The organism is Nocardia wallacei, from assembly GCF_029869545.1.
Taxonomy (GTDB): Bacteria; Actinomycetota; Actinomycetes; order Mycobacteriales; family Mycobacteriaceae; genus Nocardia; species Nocardia wallacei_A.
Genome location: NZ_JARWQD010000186.1, coordinates 1 through 18,467, shown reverse-complemented (window position 1 = coordinate 18,467; position 18,467 = coordinate 1). Strand labels below are relative to the sequence as shown.

The window sequence follows — 18,467 nt, the reverse complement described above, 5'->3', positions numbered from 1 at the left end:
CATCTACACCATGGGCATGCCACTCGACCCATGGGGCGACGCACGCACCGTCGTCGAAGACGCCTACCGGCGCAGCAAAGGCGAAACCGGCCTGCGCACAGCACAAATGGCCGATGCACATGCCGACATCGACGCCGTCCGCAGCCTGCTGTCCCCGTCCTATCGGATCCTGTCGAGCCGGTCGGTCCGCTTGTCGGCCAGCGATGCGCGGCGACTGTATCCGGACGCCTACGGCGCGGCACATCCTCGCCACCGCGTCGCGGTTGTTCTACGACGACGGTATCACCGCCGGCGGCGTCGACCGGATCGCCGCCGAATCGGGTGTCACGAAGCGCACGCTCTACGACCGGTTCGGTTCGAAGGAACGCCTCGTGGCCGAGTACCTGCGTGCCCGCGATGCCGACTGGCGTGCACAACTGCGGCGGCGCCTCGCCGCGGCACCGGAGGATCCGCGGGCACGGCTGACCGCGGTCTTCGACGCATCCGACGAATGGATGCGCGCCCACAGCGCCAAGGGCTGCAGCATGATCAGGGCGCATGCCGAACTGCCCGCCGACCATCCCGGCTACGCGGTGACCGTGGCGCAGAAACAATGGATGCGCGAGCTGTTCCGCACGCTCGCCGAGCAGGCGGGCGCCGACCAGCCGCAGACCGTCGCCGACACCATGTCACTGCTCCACGAGGGCGCCCTGGTCTGCCACGGCATGCAGGTCGCCCCGAGCCCGATCACCCACGCCCGCGACATCGCCCTGTCCCTGCTGGACCAGCGGGCACGCTGAACGCCCCGTCGCCGCCACCGTTTCCCGGCGCCCTGTGTCCTGGTTTCCCGGCGCCAGCTCTGTGTCCCGGTATCCCGGTACCAGCTCTGTGTCCTGGTTTCCCGGCACCGGCACGCTGTCCCGGTATTCCCCGCACCGGCACGCTGTCCCGGTATTCCCCGCACCAGCTCTCTGTCCCGATATTCCCCGCACCAGCTCTCTGTGCTGATATTCCCCGCACCAGCTCTATCCCGGTATTCCCGGCCGTGGCCGGGAGCCTCTCGCAACTTATTCTGGGCAGCAACCGAATTCGGGACTTCGGTATCTTGCCGGGGCAGCAGCGAGGAGGTACACGGGGTGGCGCGATCTGGGAGACGGCGCGGATGGCTGAGCAGGAGCGGTGCCGTCGTGGCGACGGCCCTGCTCATGTCGTGGTGCGGCGCGGCGGCGGCCACCTCGGCGCCGGTCCACGCACCCGTCCGGCAGGCGCCGGCGGGTGGTTTCCAGGAGTTGTCGGTGCCGTCGGGCATGGGGCCGATCAAGGTCCAGGTGCAGTGGGCGGCCCGCGGCGGCAGCGCGGCCCTGTACGTGCTCGACGGCCTGCGCGCCCCCGCCGACCACAGCCAGTGGACGACCGACACCGACGCGCTGCGCCAATTCGCCGGGGACAACGTCACATTGGTGTTCCCGGTCGGCGGCCGCTCCAGCTTCTACACCGACTGGTACCGCCCGAGCAGCACCAACCGCCAGGCGACGACGTACAAATGGGAGACCTTCCTCACCGCGGAGCTGCCCGCCTTCCTGGCGCGATACGGCGTCTCCCGCACCAACAACGCCATCGTCGGCGCCTCCATGGGCGGCAATGCCGCCCTGACGCTGGCCGCGCATCATCGCGACCAGTTCAAGTTCGCCGGATCCTTCTCGGGCTTCGTGCACCCGACCTTCCCGCTGTGGAACGAGGCGATGCGCGCGGCGATGTGGGACGAGGGCAACTTCAACGTCGACGACATGTGGGGCCCCGCAAGCGATCCCGCCTGGCGCCGCAACGACGCCACCGTCCAGGCCGAACGACTGCGCGGCCTGCCGATGTACGTCTCGGCGGGCAACGGCGTCCCCGGCCCCCTCGACGTCCCGAACGGATTCGGCAACACGGTCAACGCGATGGGCCTGGACGCCCTGACGATGGTCGCCGCGCAGATGTTCCGGGACCGAATAGCGGCCTTGGGCATCCCCGCCCGCGTCGACATCATCAACGGAACCCACACCTGGCCATACTGGCAACAAGCACTAGCAACGGCCCGCCCGATGATCCTCGACACGCTCGGCGCACACTGACCCCCTGTCGCCGGACTGCCGGTTCTCGGTGGCTCGGAACTACGCCCAGGCAAGGAGTTTCGAGATGGTGACCATTATCGGTGGCGGTATCGCCGGATCCGCGCTCGCCGGCGCGCTCGCGCGGCGGGGTGATCGGGTTGCCCTGTACGAACAGCAACCCACCGGTGGCGGTGGCGCCTTCTTGTTCATCGACGGCCGCGGTCACGATGCCATGACGGCGCTCGGCGTCTCCGAATCCGATCTGCACGCCGTCTCCTATCCGGTGGCCGGGCTCCGATACGTCAACAGCGTGGGCCGCCGCGGCGAGATGAACGGGCGTGGGCATCGATTCTGGTTGCGGCGCAATCTGATGCAGGTCCTCGACGACTTCGTCGCGGGCTCCGGCGTCGAAACCCACTACACCACCCCGATCACCGATATCTCCGTGGGAGCAGACAGCTGCACGCTGCACCACGACGGCGCGACCACGAGTGTGGACGGCCTGATCGTCGGCTGCGACGGCATCGATTCGGTCGTCCGGTCCCGGCTCGATCCCGACCGGACACCGGTGTACGCCGGCGACGTCGTGCTCTACGGGACGACGCGTGACCCCTTGGAATTGCCGACCGAACCCAGCGCACTGCATTTCTTCGCCGAGATCGGCGCGGACGGAATCCCTGGCAGCACAGTCGGTCACATCTGGCGCCCCGGCGACCTCGCCTACTGGTTCATCCGGTTACCGCGCGATGCCCTCGAAGGCACCGACGATCTCGGCATGCGCCCGGTGGGCGAATGGGCTCAAGCCGTGCGGGACGCGTCGCCGTCCAATGCCGATCTCGTCGGCACACTCCTCGATCACACCGATGCCGTCCACGTGAGCAATGCCCGTAACGTGCCGCTCGACACCGCGCAGCCTCCCGCGCTACCGGTCGTGCTCGTCGGAGACGCCGACCATGCCATCGCCCCGGCCGCCGGTGTCGGTGCCCGCGACGCCCTCGAGGACGTGCACGCCGTCTTCGATGCCCTGGTGACCGGCGAATCACCCGCGCGGGCCATGGCCGAGCGTCGCCGCCGGATCGGCGCCGAACGCGACCAGGTGCAGCGCCGTCGGGCCGGGTAGTAGGGTCCGGGGCATGCGTGACTCGGTGACGGTTCGGATGGCGGCTCCGCCGGAGAAGGTGTGGGAGCTGGTCAGTGATATCACCCGGATCGGGGAGTTCAGTCCGGAGACGTTCGAGGCGGAGTGGCTGGGGACGGCTAGCGGGCCCGCGGTGGGGGCGAAGTTTCGCGGGCATGTGCGCCGCAACGAGGTCGGGCCGGTGTATTGGACCGTGTGCAAGGTGGTCGCGTGTGAGCCCGGGCGGGAGTTCGCGTTCATGGTCCTGGGCCCGGGCGGCAGGGACGTCAACCGGTGGGGATATCGGTTGCGCCCCAGCGACGGTGGCACCGAGGTCACCGAATCCTTCGAGCTGGCCGGTTCCCTGCCGCTGCGCCTGTACTGGGCGGTGCTCGGCTGGGCCCGCGGCCGCCGCAACCGCAACGACATGCTGACCACCCTGCGCCGGATGCAGCAGGTCGTGGAATCATCCTGACCCCTCGGAACTCATGACCGAGATTCCATTATCGGGCGGATTCGTCAATCGCGTTGTGCGGGTGGACGATACCGTGCGGCGCGACCCGGGTGAATCGGCCGTTTTCGTCCACCGACTGCTGCGGTTCCTCGAAGAACGGGGCTGGCCGGGCGCGCCGCGGTTCCTCGGCATCGACTCGCAGGGGCGAGAGATCCTGACCTACATCGTGTATCGCTTCGGTGTCGCGGGGCCGCGTCCGGTCGCACTGATCGACTGGGATCTCGCCGCGCCCGGGGCTCGGGTCCACGATGTCGCCCACATGTGCTGGCAGTACCTGGATCTCGGCCCGGAGGTGTCCGACCTGGCCGAGATCATCGACCGGATGCGGCTGCTGTGCGACGCCTACGGCCTCGAGGATCGCGGTGCCGTCGTCGAGGCGGTGCTGTGGTGGCAGCGGCGATGTCGGCGCGGCATCGAATCCGGTGCCGCCGCAGGGGATGCGGCGATGGTGGCGCTGCGGGAGGCGGGCGCCGTACGTGCGGTCGGCGCCGCTTACGAATGGGTGCGGGCCCATCGGGGCGAGCTGGAATCGGGCCTGCGCTGAAACGCGCGCCGTCACACCGGGTCGATTGTTCGACCCCTACGCCACTCGCGCGCTCGCGGAAGATTTTCGGCCGATCGGCGGAACCGGCGGCCATGTCCAATCCATGGTCGTGTTCGGCATGATCGGGCTGATCATGATCTACCTCGGACTCGCCGTCCTCGGCCTGGTCCGCGACCCGTTCGCCCGTGTCGCGGCCCGCTTCCCGAACGCGCCCCTGATCTGCTTCGGCGGCCTTATCGGCGCCTTCCTCATCGGGCGCCCGTTCCCGTTGTTCCGCAAGCTGTTTCGAGACGCCGCCGAGGAAGGCAATGTCGTCTATTCCGCGGCGGCCTTCGTCCTGCAGTCGATCGGCAATATCGCCGTTCTCGCCGTGCTGCTGATCCTCACCGTCCTCGCCGGTGGCCGCCTGCAGCGCTGGTTCCACGCCGACCCGCGCCGCGTCAGCATTCTCAGCGCCGCCGCGCTTCTCACCGTCGGCGTCTTCACCTTCCTCTACTGGGATGTGCGACTGCTGGCCATGCGCGACATCATTCCGTGGTATCCGGTGGCGCCCTGGGTGTAGGTCTGCCGACCCGAGATCAACAGGTGATGATCGGCCACGGATTCCGAATTCGCCTTTGTCACAACTCGATCCTCAGTACAGTTTTGACCGGGTCGGAAATATCCGGGGAGAACACCATGATTCGCAAACTCGCAGCCACCGCGGCCATCGCCACCGCACTTGTCGGCACCGGCGCGGGCCTGGCACAGGCCGACACCGCCGCGCCCCAGCCCCTGGCCGTGCAGCCGGTCGTCGAGCCCGCGGCCGCCGGGCAGACGCAGGCGCTGCCGGGCCAGGTCGTCGGCGGTGTCGTCGGCACGGTTGTCGGGGCAGGCGTCGGCGCGGCCGCGGGCGGAGCCTTCGCCTGCATGGTCACCGCGCCCGTCTGCCCCGCGGGCGCGATAGTCGGCGTGGTGGTCGGCGGCGTGACGGGCGGCGTCCTCGGCGGCGCCGCGGGCGCGAGCGTCGGCGGCGCCCTCGGCGCACAGATCCCCGCCTGACGCACCGTCACCAGAGGGACGAATAGTTCCGCAAGGCATCGACGATCAAGGCGATTCCCAATCCCAGCAACAGGATTCGCACCGTCGCCGGTCCGCGCTGTTTGAGCGTGCGCACGAACCTGCGGTACCAGCGCCGCGCCCGGGCGGTGCGGCGCGTGGCCGCGAACAGGATCAATCCCGGTGGGAGCAGGGCGATCACGCAGTAGCCGACGATGATCAACGGCCACGCCGGCGGTAGCGGGTCGCGCGCGGACAGCATCGCCAGGCCCGCCAGATAGGGCACGGCGGTCGGCGCCTGACCGAGTCCTATGGCCACTCCGGCCAGCCCGAGCAGGAGGGGCCGTTGCCGCGCTCGCCAGGCCCAGTCCGGAACGGCCGTGGCCCGCGCCGACGGCCGAACGCCGCCGAGGACGAGCAGGACGAGGCCGACCGCGAGTTCACCCCAATACCGCAGCGCCGGGGTGAGATCGAAGTCGACCAGATCGGTGAGGAAATTCAACCCCAGTACCGTGCAGATGCCGAACGTCGTGGTGACCGCGAATACTCCGGCGAGAAAACTCACGACGCCCGGCACGGGGGAGCGGCGGCTCAGCCTGCTGTCGTAGATCACCGCGGTGGTCACCCCGACGAGCAGCACGTCGAGCGAATCGAGGAACGCGAAACCCGCGAGCGCCAACAGCAAGATCACCATTACTCACCGAACATACGGGAGTCATATTCGTGTGCAATTGCGTCGGCGGCCTCCCCGGCTCATATCCACGAACGCGTGGCCGCATTCCCCGAGCGCGCGGTGCGGATCACGGTCGCCAGGGGCGCGTCGTCGTCTCGGTAGTGCAGGTGCCAGCGTGGTCGGTGATCCGCGGGTAGGCGGCGGTCTCGGCCAGTAGCGCGTTGAGCAGGCGCACGCGGGTTTCGTCGGTGTCCGCATCGATCACCTCGGTCCATCGCACGAGAATTCGCGGATCTCGGCCTGATCCTGCGCGTCGGCCGTCACCGACTCGGTGCCGAGACCGGCGTCGCGCCAGAGCTCACTCGGGGCTCGCCCAGCCGCGGGCTCCCCGATCCGTCCCTGCCGAGGCGGATACGGTCGGGTGCCGGGAATCGGTAGGTCCCAAGGGAATCGGTAGATTCTCCGAAGTGGCGATTCGTAACAGCAAGGAGCGCACCGTGCTGGGAGATGAACGAGTCTCGGCGGCCTACGCCGAGAATGCCGAGTACTGGATCACCATCGTCCGCGACCGCCTGGACCCATACCAGACCCAGCTGACCGACCCGGCCCTGCTGGACACGATCGGCGATTGCGCCGGACTGGACATCCTCGACGCCGGTTGCGGCGAGGGCTATCTGGCGCGGGAGCTTGTCCGCCGCGGTGCCCGGCACGTGCACGGCGTCGACACCTGCGCCGAATTCGTCACCGCGGCGCGCTCGCATCCGGACCACCGGCCGGAGCGGGCATCGTTTCATCATGCCGATGTCGCGGCAATACCGTTGGCGGACAACAGCGTAGACGTCGTGGTCGCCAACCGGCTGCCGCACGGCATCGCCGAACCCGAGCGGCGATTCCACGAATTCGCGCGGATTCTCACACCCGCCGGTCGCATGATCCTGCTCGGAATGCACCCGTGCTTCTACGCTGCCCGCGCCGAACGCACGAGCGGCCAGGATTTCTCGATCGACACCTATTTCGGAGTCCGGACCGTGGAGCAGAAGTTCGATGTCGCGGGCCGGATCTCACCGGCGGCCTCCGTCCAGCAGTTCTACTCCCTCGAAACCTGTATCCGCATGATCACATCGGCCGGATTCGCCGTCACCGACCTCCGTGAACCGCGTCCCACCGAGGAGCAGCGGCGCGAAAACCCTTGGTGGGAAGAGAATTTCGTCCGCCCCCTGTTCCTCCTCCTCGAATGCGTGCCGAGACGGGGACTATGAGTACGATCGCGTGGGTCGGTGTCGAAGGGCGCGGTGATCCGTGCGGACGGCTGTACCCGGGAGGGTTGTGTCGATGGAGTGGGTTCTTGCGGCGGAGACCTTCGCGGCGGAGGTGCTCGAGCCCGTGGCGGCGGAGGTGGACCGGACCGGCCGGATTCCGGCCACGCATTTCGATGCCCTGGCCGAGCGCGGTTTCTACGGATTCGCGCTGTCGGAGGGCATGCGTCCGGACGTGCTGATGGAAACCGCCGCGACGATCATCGGTGGTTGTCTCGCAACGGGTTTCGTGTGGGCGCAGCATCTGGGGGCATTGCGGGCGGTGGCATTCGCCGACAATGCCGCGCTGCGGGAGCGATATCTGGAACCCATGCGCGCGGGGAAGTTCCGGTGCGGAGTGTCCTACGCGGGTGCTCGGTCGAACCCGACGCTGTTCGCCGCGCCCGCCGGTAGCGGCTACGTACTGACCGGGACCGCGCCGTTCGTGACGGGCTGGGGATACGTCGACGCGGTGGCCACCTCGGTCCGGCTGCGCTCAGAAGACGCGGAATCCATTGCGACACTGCTGGTTCCGGCGCGCGACCTCGACGGCGTGACGGCCGAGCCGCTACCGTTGATCGCGGCGGACGCCAGCGCGACGGTTCGCTTGTCGTTCGGCGAGACCTTCGTCGAACGGGCGCAGTTGATCGGCGTGAAGTCCGCCGGGGAGTTCACCGCGAGCCGCGGCAGCCTGAGCGGCTGGGTGAACGGCGCACTGTCGTTGGGTGTCCTGTCGCGTTGCGTGCGCCAATTGGCGGAACTGGGCGCCGAATCCGCCGCGCACGCCGCGCGATACGCGCACCTGCGGACCCGATTCGCCGCGGCGGCCGGTGATAACCGGGCCGTACACGCCCTACGCGCCGATATCGCCCGAGCCGCGGTCGAGACGGCGGCGGCGGGCGTGGTCGCCGCGGGCAGCCCCGCCACCATCGCCGGATCCACCCCGGAACGCCTGATGCGCCAGGCAACCTTCGCCCTGGTCTGCACCACCCGCGACCCGATCAAACAAGCCCTGCTGACCCGCCTCGACCCCGCTCCGTCCCCGGACTGACGGCGCGGGTCTGTTTCATCAGTCGAATCAGAGCTGTTGCACGCCAATGCATTTCGGCACAGGATCGATTGGTGTCGCGCTCCGGTGGGGGTGGAAATGCCGGCGAATCTCGCGTAGGCGGACGGCGGCAGTGCAGGCCCAGACGAAGGTGGTTGTTGCGGCTGTGGCCGCGATACATGCGAGTGCGGTCATGGCAGGGTTACGCAGCGGGTGTGCGAGGAGCGCGGTCGCGCATCACCGCACTCCACCAAGAGTCGAGGGGGCTCGGGTGTGGCCATCGGACGACCGGAATGTCGTCCCCCCTACGCGCGACGCGCAGTGAGTCGCGGGTCCGGCTCGGATCGGTCGCGGTGTTGGTGGGTTCGTTCTTCATTCTGCTCCACGTACGAATATCTATGTTCCGCAAGGGGAAACGGAACCGCTGTCCGCAATCGATGCCTTCTGTGCGGTCTCGTTTTCAGGTCACCGCACGCAGGGGGCCCGTGGACGCAGCGGTCGGCTGGTTCCGGCACGCCATCCGGAGCAAACCTCCGGATGGCGGATTTCCGGCGACGAACTGACCCGACCGCGTCAGGCGGTGACGGCCTGCCGTTCGGCGGGGCGCTCGACCTCGATCTTGCGGGGTTTCGCCCGCTCCGCGATCGGGATGGTCAGTCGCAGTACACCGTCGCGGTAGTCGGCGCGGATGTGGTCGGTGTCCAAGCCGTCGCCGAGGAACAGTTGGCGGGCGAACACGCCGCGGGAGCGTTCCGCCGCGATCATCGACCGCTGCGGGTCCAGCTCCGGACGCGTGGCACGCACCGTCACCACGTTGCGTTCGATATCCAAATCCAAAGAGTCCGGGTCGATTCCGGGTAGATCGAGTTCCACCAGGAATTCGTCACCCTCGCGCCACGCGTCCATCGGCATCACCGCCGGCCGCGCCGCCGTACCGAACACCTGCTGCGTCAGGCGATCGAGATCCCGGAACGGATCGGTACGCATCAGCATGGTCGCCACCTCCCAGTCCTCCAATCTCATCCGACATCGGGAAGATAACCTATGTCTGTCGACATAGATTTTGTTTAGCACTCCACTGGTATGAGTGCAAGTATCTGTGCAAGGTAATCTAGGCTCGGGAACGGAGAGAAGGAGACTGATGCTGCCGGACCGGCACGAGCCTCACCTGCCCGATCCCGGGCGGGCGGTGTACGCGATCTCGGTGGCCGCCGAGCTGGCGGGCATCGGCGTCCAGACGCTGCGCCTCTACGAGGAGCACGGACTGATCAGCCCGGCCCGCAGCGCCGGGGGAACCCGCCGCTACAGCGGCGACGACCTGGCGCGGCTGCACCGCATCACCACCCTGGCCGCCGACGGCGTCAACCTCGCCAGCGTCAAACGCATCCTGGAGCTGGAAGACACCAACGCCGCGCTGCGCGCCGAAATCGACCGCCTCCAACAGCACATCGACACCCACTACGCACCCTGACACCTATCCGAGGCGTGCCCGATTTCGTTCGGCGCCACGCCACCGACCATCACGGCCCAACCCCTTTATCGGAAGAAAACTCGGGTCAGGAGATGGTTATGGGACAGCCGAGATGGCACTTGCAATCCGCGGTTGCCGTCGCGGAACGACCATTGGATCTCGAGGCCGCAACCCGACTGCGGGAGCGTGTAGAGGCATTGTCGCGGGCGGTAGAATACAGCCGCTGCACCGGCGTCGAGAAGATTACCCTGTGCAGGCTACGTCACCAGGCGCTTCGCAAGGCAGAATTAGCGGTTCGTCGGGCCGACGCGGAGGTAGCGACATTTACGAGAACTGCCTATTGATTTCAGGTACCGGAAACCGGCGAAATCACGGGCCAGGCACCTACTGTTGGCGACGCCTGGCCCGCGATTCTGCTGCCCTTATCTGCCGAAATGACATCGATCTAGTCACTATGTGGGAGGACTCGCATCACGGACGCAAGAATGGTGATCAGTATGACTGCTGCCATGATCGCGGCCTCCAGAGAATTCGTGATTGCAGCGACCTTTTGTTCACCTAGGCGAAATTCGTCCGCGTCCGCGTTCGCATGATGCAGAGCCGTACCGTCGGTTCCGGATCGATATATCTCGCGACTGCGCCCTCTCGGACGGATCTATCAACAAACCTAGTGCACCTCGCTGCCCCCGCGAACACTCCGCGAGCACTGGTGTCGACGTTCTCGGCAGGATCCGCACGACCACACGCGAAGCGGGGTCTATCGATGATCCGCGCTCGTATCCCGGAAGTCGTTGTGACGACCGGTAATTCGGGAACAGTCGTGGATCTTCGAGTTCCGTCCGCGGTATCCGGCTAGGCAGATCCCGAAGCAGCAATCATCCCTTCGACTGCCGCGACGCGGCGGCGCCGGCCGATTCCCGGGCCCGCGCGCTCATGCGGTCGGTCGACCTGGGCGCCACGCATCTTCCGCCCCTCGTCCCAGCTAAGTGTCGCGAGAGTTGAACTTCCTTGCCCGGGAGGTGGTCACTGAACGGCTCTTCCGTAACTTCTGTGCCCACGAGGTGCCCCGTGCGCAGTGTCGGCGATCGGTTCTCTACCGGCCGATCGATGGTAGTGACATGAATCCGTCCGGTGTTGAATCCAGAGACGTTGTGCAGCAACCGAACACGAATCCCGGCAGCGAGTCGAGTGCCGCCGACAAGCTCGATGACGACGACTACCCCACCTACAGCGACAGACCGATCGCCGATCAGGCGTGTGACGTCGGCACAGATCTCATCGACCGAAGCGATGACACGGGGAAGGTCGGTAGCGGTCTGCACGAAAACCTGGAGGTCGACCGTGCGGGTTCCGCCCGTCTGAGATTGCTTTCCCTTTGGCCGCATGCACTCCCTGCCGTTCATCGGGCGCATGCGCGGCGGCGCGAGCGACCGCGCCGAGGTCGGCGGTGGTGCGCTTTCAGTTCTGCTCGTTGACGTGACTCGGCCCACACCCTACGGTTAGACACCATCCAAAAAATGTATGACGTAATGGAGTGGGTCGATGTCCTTGGGCAAACGAGCGGTGGTTCTGGGTGGCAGCGTCGCGGGCGTCTGTGCTGCGGGGGCAGTGGCGCCCTATTTCGATGAGGTCCTGGTGTTGGAGCGCGACGTCATCCCGGCTGACGCCGAGCACCGGCGCGGCGTCCCGCAGAGTAAGCACCCCCACTTCCTGCTCAATTCCGGTCGACGAGCCATGGGCGAGCTTTTCCCGGGATATGAAGAGGCCCTCATCGACGCCGGCGCGCTGCACATGATGCCGTCGTTGGCCGCTGCGCACTGTGAGGGCCCGGTGTGGGTGCCGCGCAAGGAAGCGCCGATGACCATGGTCTACGCGTCCCGCCTGCTCATCGAGCGCACGCTGCGCGACAAGCTGGCCCTGGTGCCCAACGTCCGTGTGGCGGAAGGTGTCAACATCGAGGGGCTGGAAACCGTGGGCGGCGGCACCCCGAACGGCCGTGTCACCGGGGTGTGGGTGGTCGGCGGCGACGGCGGGCGCGAGAAGCGTTTGATCGAGGCGGACTTCGTCGTCGACACGCTGGGCCGCGGTTCGGCCGTGTCGGACTGGCTGGTCGCGGCCGGATGGCCCGAGGCCCCGGTGCAGTCGCTGGACGCGGGCGTCACCTACGTGTCCCAGTGGTTCCAGAAGCCGGTGAGCCCACCGGACAGCTGGTGGTGGGCGCAGATGTCGGTCATGCCGACCTCGGATACCGAGCCGCACCCCGTCGAGCACGACTTCCTCTGTCAGATCTTCCCGATCGAGGGCGACCGTGTGCTGGTCACCATGGGCTCCTGGGGCCACCCGATGCCTCGTAAGGAGGAGGAATTCATCGAGACCGTGCACAAGGTGCGCGCGCCCGCGTTCGGACGCGCCGTCGACCTGTGCGAGCCGATCTCCAAGGTGTTCGTCACCAAGTCGACCGGTAACAAACGCCGTCGCTACGACGCGTGGGAGAACCCACCGGGCGGGCTGGTCGTCGTCGGCGACGCCGTGTGCGCGTTCAACCCCTTCTACGCCCAGGGGATGAGTTCGGCGTCGAAGTCGGCCGTGCTGCTGCGCGACAAGCTGGCCTCGGCCACCACTCTCGACGGTGCGTTCACCAAGGACTACTTCGCCTCGCAGCGGCGGTTGCTCGATGACATCTGGACGCTGGCGCTGGCCCGCGACCAGGGGTACGAGAACGCCGAGGGCACCGACATCGCGCCCCGGTGGCGGCAGAAGCTCGCCAACCGGCTCAGCTGGCCCATCTTCAACCACATCTCGGCCACCACGCGTGAGGACGATGTCGTCGCCCAGCATTTCGCCGACGTGTTCAATCTGGACGAATCGGTGACGACGATGGTGAAGAGTCCGCGCGTGCTCGCCGGTCTCGCCTGGTTCGCTGTGAAGCGCGCCGTCAAACGCACCAGGCTGCCGATCGGGACCGACCTCCGGCAGGATCCGCCGTCGGACATCTGGCGCGATGGAAGGCCGCACCCGGCCGGTCGGGCGCTGGTGATCCCCCGGGGCACGGCCCGGGACGAGTTCGCGGCCGTCTCGGTCGCAGCGGGAAAGTAGGGCGACGTGGCAGTCTGCACACCGGGCGACGTCCCGTCCGTCATCACCGGCTACCTCGGCTTCGACTGTGAGACCGCCAACCCGGTGATCACCGTGCGCAACCCGGCCGACCTGGCGAACTGGACGCTGCCGGTTCTGGAAGTCACGATCATCCTGGGCGCGATCCTCGCCCTGGTCCACGCGATCCGGCGCCTGCGCCGCGACGGCGACCCGACGAATCTGACGCTCTGGATCGCCTCGCTGGTCTACCTGTTCGTGATCGAGCCACCGCTCTACTTCCCGAACTGGTTCCACGCCGAAGAGGCGATGGGTTTCATGTTCTCCCACAACGTCTTCACGGTGAGCCTGATGTTCGACCGGTTGCCGTTGTACATCGTCGCCTTCTATCCGGCGCTGAGCCAGCTGGCCTACGAGATCGTGCGCGCGTGGGGCTTCTTCGACGGGTCGAAGCGGTCGGCGCTGCGCGGGTCGCTCGTCGTGGCCCTGGTGTTCCAGGTGTTCTACGAGATCTTCGACCAGCTCGGTCCGCAGCTGAAGTGGTGGGCCTGGAACCTCGACGCGCCGTTCTACGGCGACACCGTCCGGCAGCTCCAGGCACAGGGAGCCGAGGTGGACAAGCTGGGTAATCCGGCGGCGGCGCCCACGTTCGCCTCGGTGCCCTGGGGCAGTGTGTGGCTGTTCGCCACCGTGTCCTTCGCCGTGCTGATCTATCTCGCGGTGCGGTTGGTACGCAATCCCACGGTCGAGGGGCGGCCTCCCCGCGGTGGGTCGCTCGCCTGGCGGGTCATCGTGGCCGGTGTCGTCGCGGTCATCAGTATGCCGGTGCTGTCGATCCCGACGGCGGTGTTCGGCCGGGACGAGAACGCGAACCGCGACGCGCAGACCATCGTGTACTGGATCGAGATGCTGCTGGTCTGGGGCATCGGCCTGGCACTGCTCTACGCGCAATGGCGGCGGCTGCGGGCGCACCCGGAGAGCGCGGCGAGCGAAGCGCGCACCGCGCTGCCCTTTCTGGTCGTGTTCCCGCCGTTGTTCCTGGCGGTGCACCTGATGCTGTGGCTCGCCGCGCTACCTGCCTTCCTCGATGCGAAGGACGGTCTGACCGCGGACAACACGCCGACCGGCAGCTTGCCCTACGTGATCGTGTGCTTCGTCGTGGCGACGAGTGTGCTGCTGGAAGCGATCATGCGCGCGCGGCGGGCCGTCCGCTCCGGCGAGCGGCGCCCGGGAACCCTGTCGCGCGGCGCGGCCGACCGAAGCCTGTGAGACCATGGGGCTCATGAGGACTCGAGGGTGGCACGGAAACCTACCCCGGGACTCCGATGAGGCCAAGGCCAGGATTCTGAGCGCCGCGGCGAGTTGCGTCGAACGCTACGGCGCTCAGAAGACCCGGCTGGCCGACGTCGCGACCGAGCTGGGCGTGACCAGGCAAACCGTGTACCGCTACTACTCGTCGGTCGATGAGATGCTGGTGGCTGTCGCGAACGCGGGGGCCGCCGCTTTCCTCGATCGGATGAAGGCGGACCTGGCCGATGTCCGCACTCCGTCGGACGCGATCACCGAAACCATCATGTACTGCCTGCGGGTGCTGCCCGACGAGCCCGCGATCGGACTGATGGTGCGGGCCGGGGAGACGGAACTCTTCACGCGGGAGGCGACATCGGCCAGCGCCGTCGAACTCGGGGTGCAGATGTTGCGCAGGCTCGATGTCGACTGGGAGGCACACGGTTACGACGATGAGGCCATGCCGGGCCTGGCCGAAATGGTGATGCGCGTGTGGCTCAGCTTCCTGCAGTACCCGGCGAATCCGCCGCGATCCGACGACGACCTGCGCGAGTTCATCCGCAGGTGGGTGTGCCCACCCGTGCTGTCCGCCGGTCGCGCCTGACCATCCGCCCGGACGCACGGCTGTGAGCGACAACGATGGCCACCGGAGCTGTCGTCTCGCCGTGGCGAGCTAGCTGGCCAGCAGGTCGAGCATGGAGCCGAAGATGAACAGGCACAACGCGATCCAGCGAAGCGGGTGCGCCGGTCGTTCGCGGTTCATCACCCAGACGATCGATCGAGTGATCGGGACCGGGAGCCAGCTCACGAATGCCGAGAACCACGCCACGATGGCCCCGGCACGGCGGCGCTTGTCGGGGTCGGTGGTGAGGTATGCCAGCACCGCGAGGACCACCACCCCGACCGGTGCCGCCGCCATGAGCACTGGTTGCTGCCATCCCTCCTGCCTACCCACGACGATCGAGGTCAGGCCGCCGAGGAGCAGCGCCCACAGCAGGATCGAGCCGATCGGTTGTACCCGCCGGTCGATGTCTTCGGCGTTCCGCCACGCTGCTCGCTCACTGTCGGGCAACGCCTGGACGAACGCCGTTTCGACCTGGCGCCGGAAAACGTCGCGGCCGTGCTGACATTCCCATTTGTAGACGCGGGGCTGCGGGGGGATGACCGGGATCTCGTCAACGGTGGGGAGCGCGGGCATGCTGGTGCTCGCCGGGCTCAGCGGCGCCCGGCCTACCGGACGGCCGTCTCGCTGAGCATGGACGCCTCCGGCGCGCAAATGTCGTTGACCGGCCTTCTGGTGGGAATCATCGTCGGCCAACTGATCCTCGGACCACTCAGCTACGCCGTCGGCCGACGCCCGGTCCTGCTGACGGGCACCACCGGATTCACCGCGCTGTCCGCAGCGTGCGCACCGGCACCGACCGTCGCGGTCCTCTGGCACGGTGCCGTGGTCACCATCGCCAAGCAGCGCGGGCGCTCCCGGCGCCACATCCGCGCTCCTCGGCGGGGTCAATTCCTACTCGGCGCCGCAGCCTCCCCGATCTCACCCCCGAGCCGCTCGGATCGAATATTCCGTATCGCCGAACAGCGCGGGGTTTCGAGCCGGAACTGTCCTGACATTGCCGTGCATGAGCGAGTCGGCCGACGATCCGGCGAGTTACGAGAGGCGCCGGTCTCGATGGTCCGCCTCGCTGATGGGCACGATGTCGTCCAGGCTTATCCGAAGTCGGCATGGGTGGCGAATGTCCGGGCGTCAGGCCCATGGTCGGCGCTCCTCGGTGGTGCGGATGGTTGAACCGCCTGTGGGTGAACGTCGTTCGCTGCTGCTCGACATGTCGTGAACGGCCGGACGAATGGTTCGTCAAGACCGGCTTGGCCGGGAGGCCACACCGGACGGGCTCGAGTGAAGTGATCGGCCCCGGTGTAGGTGGTACCCGGGGTGTCCGGAGGGGTACCGTCGTGCGGTATGGCGGATGGCGGGGAGGATGTCGTCGAGATCTTTACCGGCGGCGTGTGCTGGGGTAGTCCGGGGCCCGGTGGATGGGGCGCGTTACTGCGTTCGGGGCACGGTGAGGGGGAGATCTTCGGGGGCGAACCGGCTACCACCGGCAATCGTATGGAGTTGATGGCTGTGGTCTGCGCGTTGGATGAGTTGTCGCGTCGGGCCGCGGTCCGATTGTCCACGGACAGTGAGTATGTGGTTCTCGGCGTGTCCAGGTCGTTGCCGCAGTGGCGTATCGACGGTTCGCTGACCGGTGACGGGCAGTCGGTCGTGGATGTCGATCTGTGGCGGCGACTGGACGAGCTGATCCAGGAGCACGATATCGACTGGCTGTGGCGGCGCGGGGTCGGTGACGACCTCGAACATGACCGTGTGTCCCGACTGGCTGTGCGCGGCGCGGGGGAGGGAGTGGCGGGCGGGCCGGATTCCGGCCGATCTGCGCGAACCGGGTCCAGGATGTCCGCAGGGGGCTGGCTACACGAGCTGTTATCGTCGTTGATCCCGCGGTGGTAATCATTCGGCGAATACCCACCGTCCCCGAGAGCCGAGCGACAGGGCAGCACGCGAACCACAGCATCACCGGGCCCGACTGTGCAACCGTGCACGCGAATTGGACTGCGGTGGAACATGTCTCGGCCGGAAGGCAGCAATGCGCACTTCGCGCATCTTTCACGCTTGGCGCTGGCGCTGTTCGCCCCGGCGCGGGCCTCTGTCCGAGGGCCAGTTGACGAACGTGGTGCTGAATTCTTGGTGTAGGCCTGGTCCGGCAGGACCTGGCCTACACCACTTAATGCCTGACCTGGGGTTTTGTGCTCCCCCAACTGGACTCGAACCAGTAACCTGCCGGTTACTAGGCGCCGCACATCCTGTACGTCCCGTTCTCTAGATCAGACACACAGCCTGATTAGCAGTTGCTTGCCACGACCAAGGGTAGAGACCCTTCCATCTGGTTGTGTTCTGCGACACGCCGAATGCGCCGAATGTTTGCCCATCGTTGGCAGCCGGTCACTCCTCAACCGAGATGAGAAGGTCTTCTCACATAGTTCTGAGCGGGGGAGGCGATGACTACGCGCGGGCGATATACCGAAACGAGCGCATTTCGTCATCGTGACGAAAGCCACCAAACACGATCCGATGTGAGCCACAGCACCGGTGATAAAAACCAACCTGTCGGTAGCTCAGAGACAGGGGAGGTTGAAATGCTCGAGCTCGCAAGCGATTTCAAGTTGCTCGGTACGCCGTTGCCGGTTTCCTGGACTCCGGTCCTGGCCAAGTACGAGCTGGCGCTGAAGGCGTCGGGACTCGGCAAAGGCACTGTGCGACTGCGTGTTGCGCACATGCGCCGACTCGCACGCTGTATCGGCCGACATACCGCGGTCCCTGGGGTGACCAGCGATCAACTGCTCACGTGGGTAGCCCGCCAGGTCTGGCAGCAGGAGACCCGCCGCAGCTACTACGTGTCGTTCCGAAAGTTCTGGTCGTGGGCCTGCGGTGTCGGGCTGACGAACATCGACGCGGCGGCCGACCTGCCCGTCATTGAGCCGACGGACCCGGCACCGCGGCCCGCATCGTGGGACGCCTACCGGGCCGTGCTGATGTCCGCACCCAGACGCGAGCGGCTTATGCTGCGACTGTCGGCAGAATGCGGAATGCGCAGAGCCGAAGTCGCACAAGCACATTCGCGTGATCTGTCCAAGCGCAAAGATGGCCTGTGGATACTCGTGCACGGCAAAGGCGGGCGTACCCGCTGGGTACCGGTACCGGCCGATCTGGCAGAGGAACTGCTGAACTGTGGCCGGGGCTATTTCTTCCCCAACCATCGGCACCCCAGCGGCCACCTCTCCGCGGATTACGTCGGCAAACGGGTGTCCGCCATGCTCGATGACTACACGATGCATCAGCTTCGGCACATGTTCGCCGATCGCACCTACGAAGTGAAGAAGGATCTGTTTGTCGTGCAGCAGTTGCTAGGCCACCGCAAGCCGGAAACGACGAGACGGTACGTGCTCGTGCGCAGCGCCGATCTTCGCGCAACCGTCGAAACGGTCGCCTACACATAACCTTTCCCCAACCGAAGGGCCCCCCCCCACCACCCAGGCGGGGCATAAAGGTGGTTTAATATATTGAAGCACCGACCCAAGATTGGAAAAAAAACAAGCATTAGGCAAGGCCGCGCAGGGCCGAGGCCAGGGCCAGCGGGTCGCCGGTCAGGGCCGCCCCGTCCTGGTCGGCCTGGTATTCGCGCGAACGCGACACGGCCAGCTTGATGAGCGTCGCGGCGATCGGGCCGAGCAGCGAGACCAGCAGCACCCC

The 18,467-nt window shown here is 66.9% G+C and carries 19 protein-coding genes and 1 pseudogene; 15 read left to right on the top strand and 5 right to left on the bottom strand.

Features of this window, described 5'->3' with window-relative positions:
* Positions 1–203: 203 nt before the first annotated feature.
* The 7 genes from QH290_RS15750 (at position 204) to QH290_RS15720 (ending at position 5,288) form a co-directional block, all read left to right on the top strand.
* Positions 204–779 (top strand): TetR/AcrR family transcriptional regulator, encoded by a 576-nt coding sequence (locus QH290_RS15750; RefSeq protein WP_280383582.1) that lies wholly within the window; start codon positions 204–206, stop codon positions 777–779.
* A gap of 405 nt (positions 780–1,184) precedes the next feature.
* Positions 1,185–2,093 (top strand): alpha/beta hydrolase, encoded by a 909-nt coding sequence (locus QH290_RS15745; RefSeq protein ID WP_280383584.1) that lies wholly within the window; start codon positions 1,185–1,187, stop codon positions 2,091–2,093.
* Between the two features lie 64 nt (positions 2,094–2,157).
* Positions 2,158–3,192: an FAD-dependent oxidoreductase gene (locus tag QH290_RS15740; protein ID WP_280383580.1), complete on the top strand. Its 1,035-nt coding sequence runs from the start codon at positions 2,158–2,160 to the stop codon at positions 3,190–3,192.
* 13 nt (positions 3,193–3,205) lie between these two features.
* Positions 3,206–3,664, top strand: coding sequence for an SRPBCC family protein (locus QH290_RS15735; protein WP_280383578.1), 459 nt, complete (start codon positions 3,206–3,208; stop codon positions 3,662–3,664).
* A gap of 13 nt (positions 3,665–3,677) precedes the next feature.
* Positions 3,678–4,247 carry a phosphotransferase family protein gene (locus tag QH290_RS15730; protein WP_280383577.1) on the top strand — a complete coding sequence of 190 codons (570 nt, stop codon included), beginning with the start codon at positions 3,678–3,680 and terminating at the stop codon, positions 4,245–4,247.
* Positions 4,248–4,356: 109 nt separating this feature from the next.
* A complete protein-coding gene (locus QH290_RS15725) occupies positions 4,357–4,809 on the top strand; it encodes a hypothetical protein (protein WP_280383576.1) in 453 nt (150 codons plus the stop codon).
* A 116-nt stretch (positions 4,810–4,925) separates the two neighbouring features.
* Positions 4,926–5,288 (top strand): hypothetical protein, encoded by a 363-nt coding sequence (locus QH290_RS15720; protein WP_280383574.1) that lies wholly within the window; start codon positions 4,926–4,928, stop codon positions 5,286–5,288.
* Positions 5,289–5,295: 7 nt separating this feature from the next.
* On the opposite strand, the gene QH290_RS15715 is transcribed toward QH290_RS15720, so the two are convergent.
* Complete coding sequence (locus tag QH290_RS15715) at positions 5,296–5,979, bottom strand: GAP family protein (RefSeq protein WP_280383572.1); 684 nt, start codon at positions 5,977–5,979, stop codon at positions 5,296–5,298.
* Positions 5,980–6,085: 106 nt separating this feature from the next.
* Positions 6,086–6,223, bottom strand: a complete 138-nt coding sequence (locus QH290_RS15710) for a hypothetical protein (protein WP_280383570.1) — start codon at positions 6,221–6,223, stop codon at positions 6,086–6,088.
* A gap of 202 nt (positions 6,224–6,425) precedes the next feature.
* On the opposite strand from QH290_RS15710, the gene QH290_RS15705 reads away from it, so the two are divergent.
* Both QH290_RS15705 and QH290_RS15700 read left to right on the top strand, forming a co-directional pair.
* Positions 6,426–7,217, top strand: coding sequence for a class I SAM-dependent methyltransferase (locus QH290_RS15705; protein ID WP_280267969.1), 792 nt, complete (start codon positions 6,426–6,428; stop codon positions 7,215–7,217).
* A gap of 73 nt (positions 7,218–7,290) precedes the next feature.
* A complete protein-coding gene (locus tag QH290_RS15700) occupies positions 7,291–8,304 on the top strand; it encodes an acyl-CoA dehydrogenase family protein (protein WP_280383567.1) in 1,014 nt (337 codons plus the stop codon).
* A gap of 570 nt (positions 8,305–8,874) precedes the next feature.
* Here QH290_RS15700 and QH290_RS15695 read toward each other — a convergent pair.
* Entirely contained in the window at positions 8,875–9,294 is a 420-nt protein-coding gene (locus QH290_RS15695; protein ID WP_280268013.1) for an Hsp20/alpha crystallin family protein, read from the bottom strand.
* A gap of 148 nt (positions 9,295–9,442) precedes the next feature.
* Here QH290_RS15695 and QH290_RS15690 point away from each other — a divergent pair, with 148 nt between their 5' ends.
* From QH290_RS15690 to QH290_RS15675, 4 genes are all read left to right on the top strand, one after another.
* On the top strand, positions 9,443–9,772 hold the full coding sequence (locus QH290_RS15690; RefSeq protein ID WP_280267967.1) for a MerR family transcriptional regulator: 330 nt from the start codon (positions 9,443–9,445) through the stop codon (positions 9,770–9,772).
* Between the two features lie 1,542 nt (positions 9,773–11,314).
* Positions 11,315–12,868 (top strand): NAD(P)/FAD-dependent oxidoreductase, encoded by a 1,554-nt coding sequence (locus tag QH290_RS15685; RefSeq protein ID WP_280267966.1) that lies wholly within the window; start codon positions 11,315–11,317, stop codon positions 12,866–12,868.
* A 6-nt stretch (positions 12,869–12,874) separates the two neighbouring features.
* Entirely contained in the window at positions 12,875–14,134 is a 1,260-nt protein-coding gene (locus QH290_RS15680) for a hypothetical protein (protein WP_280383565.1), read from the top strand.
* A 13-nt stretch (positions 14,135–14,147) separates the two neighbouring features.
* Positions 14,148–14,756, top strand: a complete 609-nt coding sequence (locus tag QH290_RS15675) for a TetR/AcrR family transcriptional regulator (RefSeq protein ID WP_280383563.1) — start codon at positions 14,148–14,150, stop codon at positions 14,754–14,756.
* Positions 14,757–14,825: 69 nt separating this feature from the next.
* Here the strand turns inward: QH290_RS15675 and QH290_RS15670 are convergent, their stop codons facing one another.
* Positions 14,826–15,470 carry a hypothetical protein gene (locus QH290_RS15670; protein ID WP_280383561.1) on the bottom strand — a complete coding sequence of 215 codons (645 nt, stop codon included), beginning with the start codon at positions 15,468–15,470 and terminating at the stop codon, positions 14,826–14,828.
* Positions 15,471–16,118: 648 nt separating this feature from the next.
* Between QH290_RS15670 and QH290_RS15665 the strand changes: the two genes are divergently transcribed.
* Both QH290_RS15665 and QH290_RS15660 read left to right on the top strand, forming a co-directional pair.
* Positions 16,119–16,667 carry an RNase H family protein gene (locus tag QH290_RS15665; RefSeq protein ID WP_280383559.1) on the top strand — a complete coding sequence of 183 codons (549 nt, stop codon included), beginning with the start codon at positions 16,119–16,121 and terminating at the stop codon, positions 16,665–16,667.
* Between the two features lie 686 nt (positions 16,668–17,353).
* Positions 17,354–18,214, top strand: a complete 861-nt coding sequence (locus QH290_RS15660) for a tyrosine-type recombinase/integrase (protein WP_280383557.1) — start codon at positions 17,354–17,356, stop codon at positions 18,212–18,214.
* 106 nt (positions 18,215–18,320) lie between these two features.
* Here the strand turns inward: QH290_RS15660 and QH290_RS15655 are convergent.
* Positions 18,321–18,467: pseudogene (locus QH290_RS15655) on the bottom strand (M48 family metalloprotease); the annotation flags it as partial.

Coding starts and splice junctions, on each gene's coding strand:
- QH290_RS15735 (WP_280383578.1), top strand. CDS start 3,206: ATGCGTGACTCGGTGACGGTTCGGATGGCGGCTCCGCCGGAGAAGGTG.
- QH290_RS15660 (WP_280383557.1), top strand. CDS start 17,354: ATGCTCGAGCTCGCAAGCGATTTCAAGTTGCTCGGTACGCCGTTGCCG.
- QH290_RS15730 (WP_280383577.1), top strand. CDS start 3,678: ATGACCGAGATTCCATTATCGGGCGGATTCGTCAATCGCGTTGTGCGG.
- QH290_RS15720 (WP_280383574.1), top strand. CDS start 4,926: ATGATTCGCAAACTCGCAGCCACCGCGGCCATCGCCACCGCACTTGTC.
- QH290_RS15740 (WP_280383580.1), top strand. CDS start 2,158: ATGGTGACCATTATCGGTGGCGGTATCGCCGGATCCGCGCTCGCCGGC.
- QH290_RS15715 (WP_280383572.1), bottom strand. CDS start 5,979: ATGGTGATCTTGCTGTTGGCGCTCGCGGGTTTCGCGTTCCTCGATTCG.
- QH290_RS15695 (WP_280268013.1), bottom strand. CDS start 9,294: ATGCTGATGCGTACCGATCCGTTCCGGGATCTCGATCGCCTGACGCAG.
- QH290_RS15675 (WP_280383563.1), top strand. CDS start 14,148: ATGAGGACTCGAGGGTGGCACGGAAACCTACCCCGGGACTCCGATGAG.
- QH290_RS15745 (WP_280383584.1), top strand. CDS start 1,185: ATGTCGTGGTGCGGCGCGGCGGCGGCCACCTCGGCGCCGGTCCACGCA.
- QH290_RS15700 (WP_280383567.1), top strand. CDS start 7,291: ATGGAGTGGGTTCTTGCGGCGGAGACCTTCGCGGCGGAGGTGCTCGAG.
- QH290_RS15690 (WP_280267967.1), top strand. CDS start 9,443: ATGCTGCCGGACCGGCACGAGCCTCACCTGCCCGATCCCGGGCGGGCG.
- QH290_RS15665 (WP_280383559.1), top strand. CDS start 16,119: ATGGCGGATGGCGGGGAGGATGTCGTCGAGATCTTTACCGGCGGCGTG.
- QH290_RS15685 (WP_280267966.1), top strand. CDS start 11,315: ATGTCCTTGGGCAAACGAGCGGTGGTTCTGGGTGGCAGCGTCGCGGGC.
- QH290_RS15750 (WP_280383582.1), top strand. CDS start 204: ATGCGCGGCGACTGTATCCGGACGCCTACGGCGCGGCACATCCTCGCC.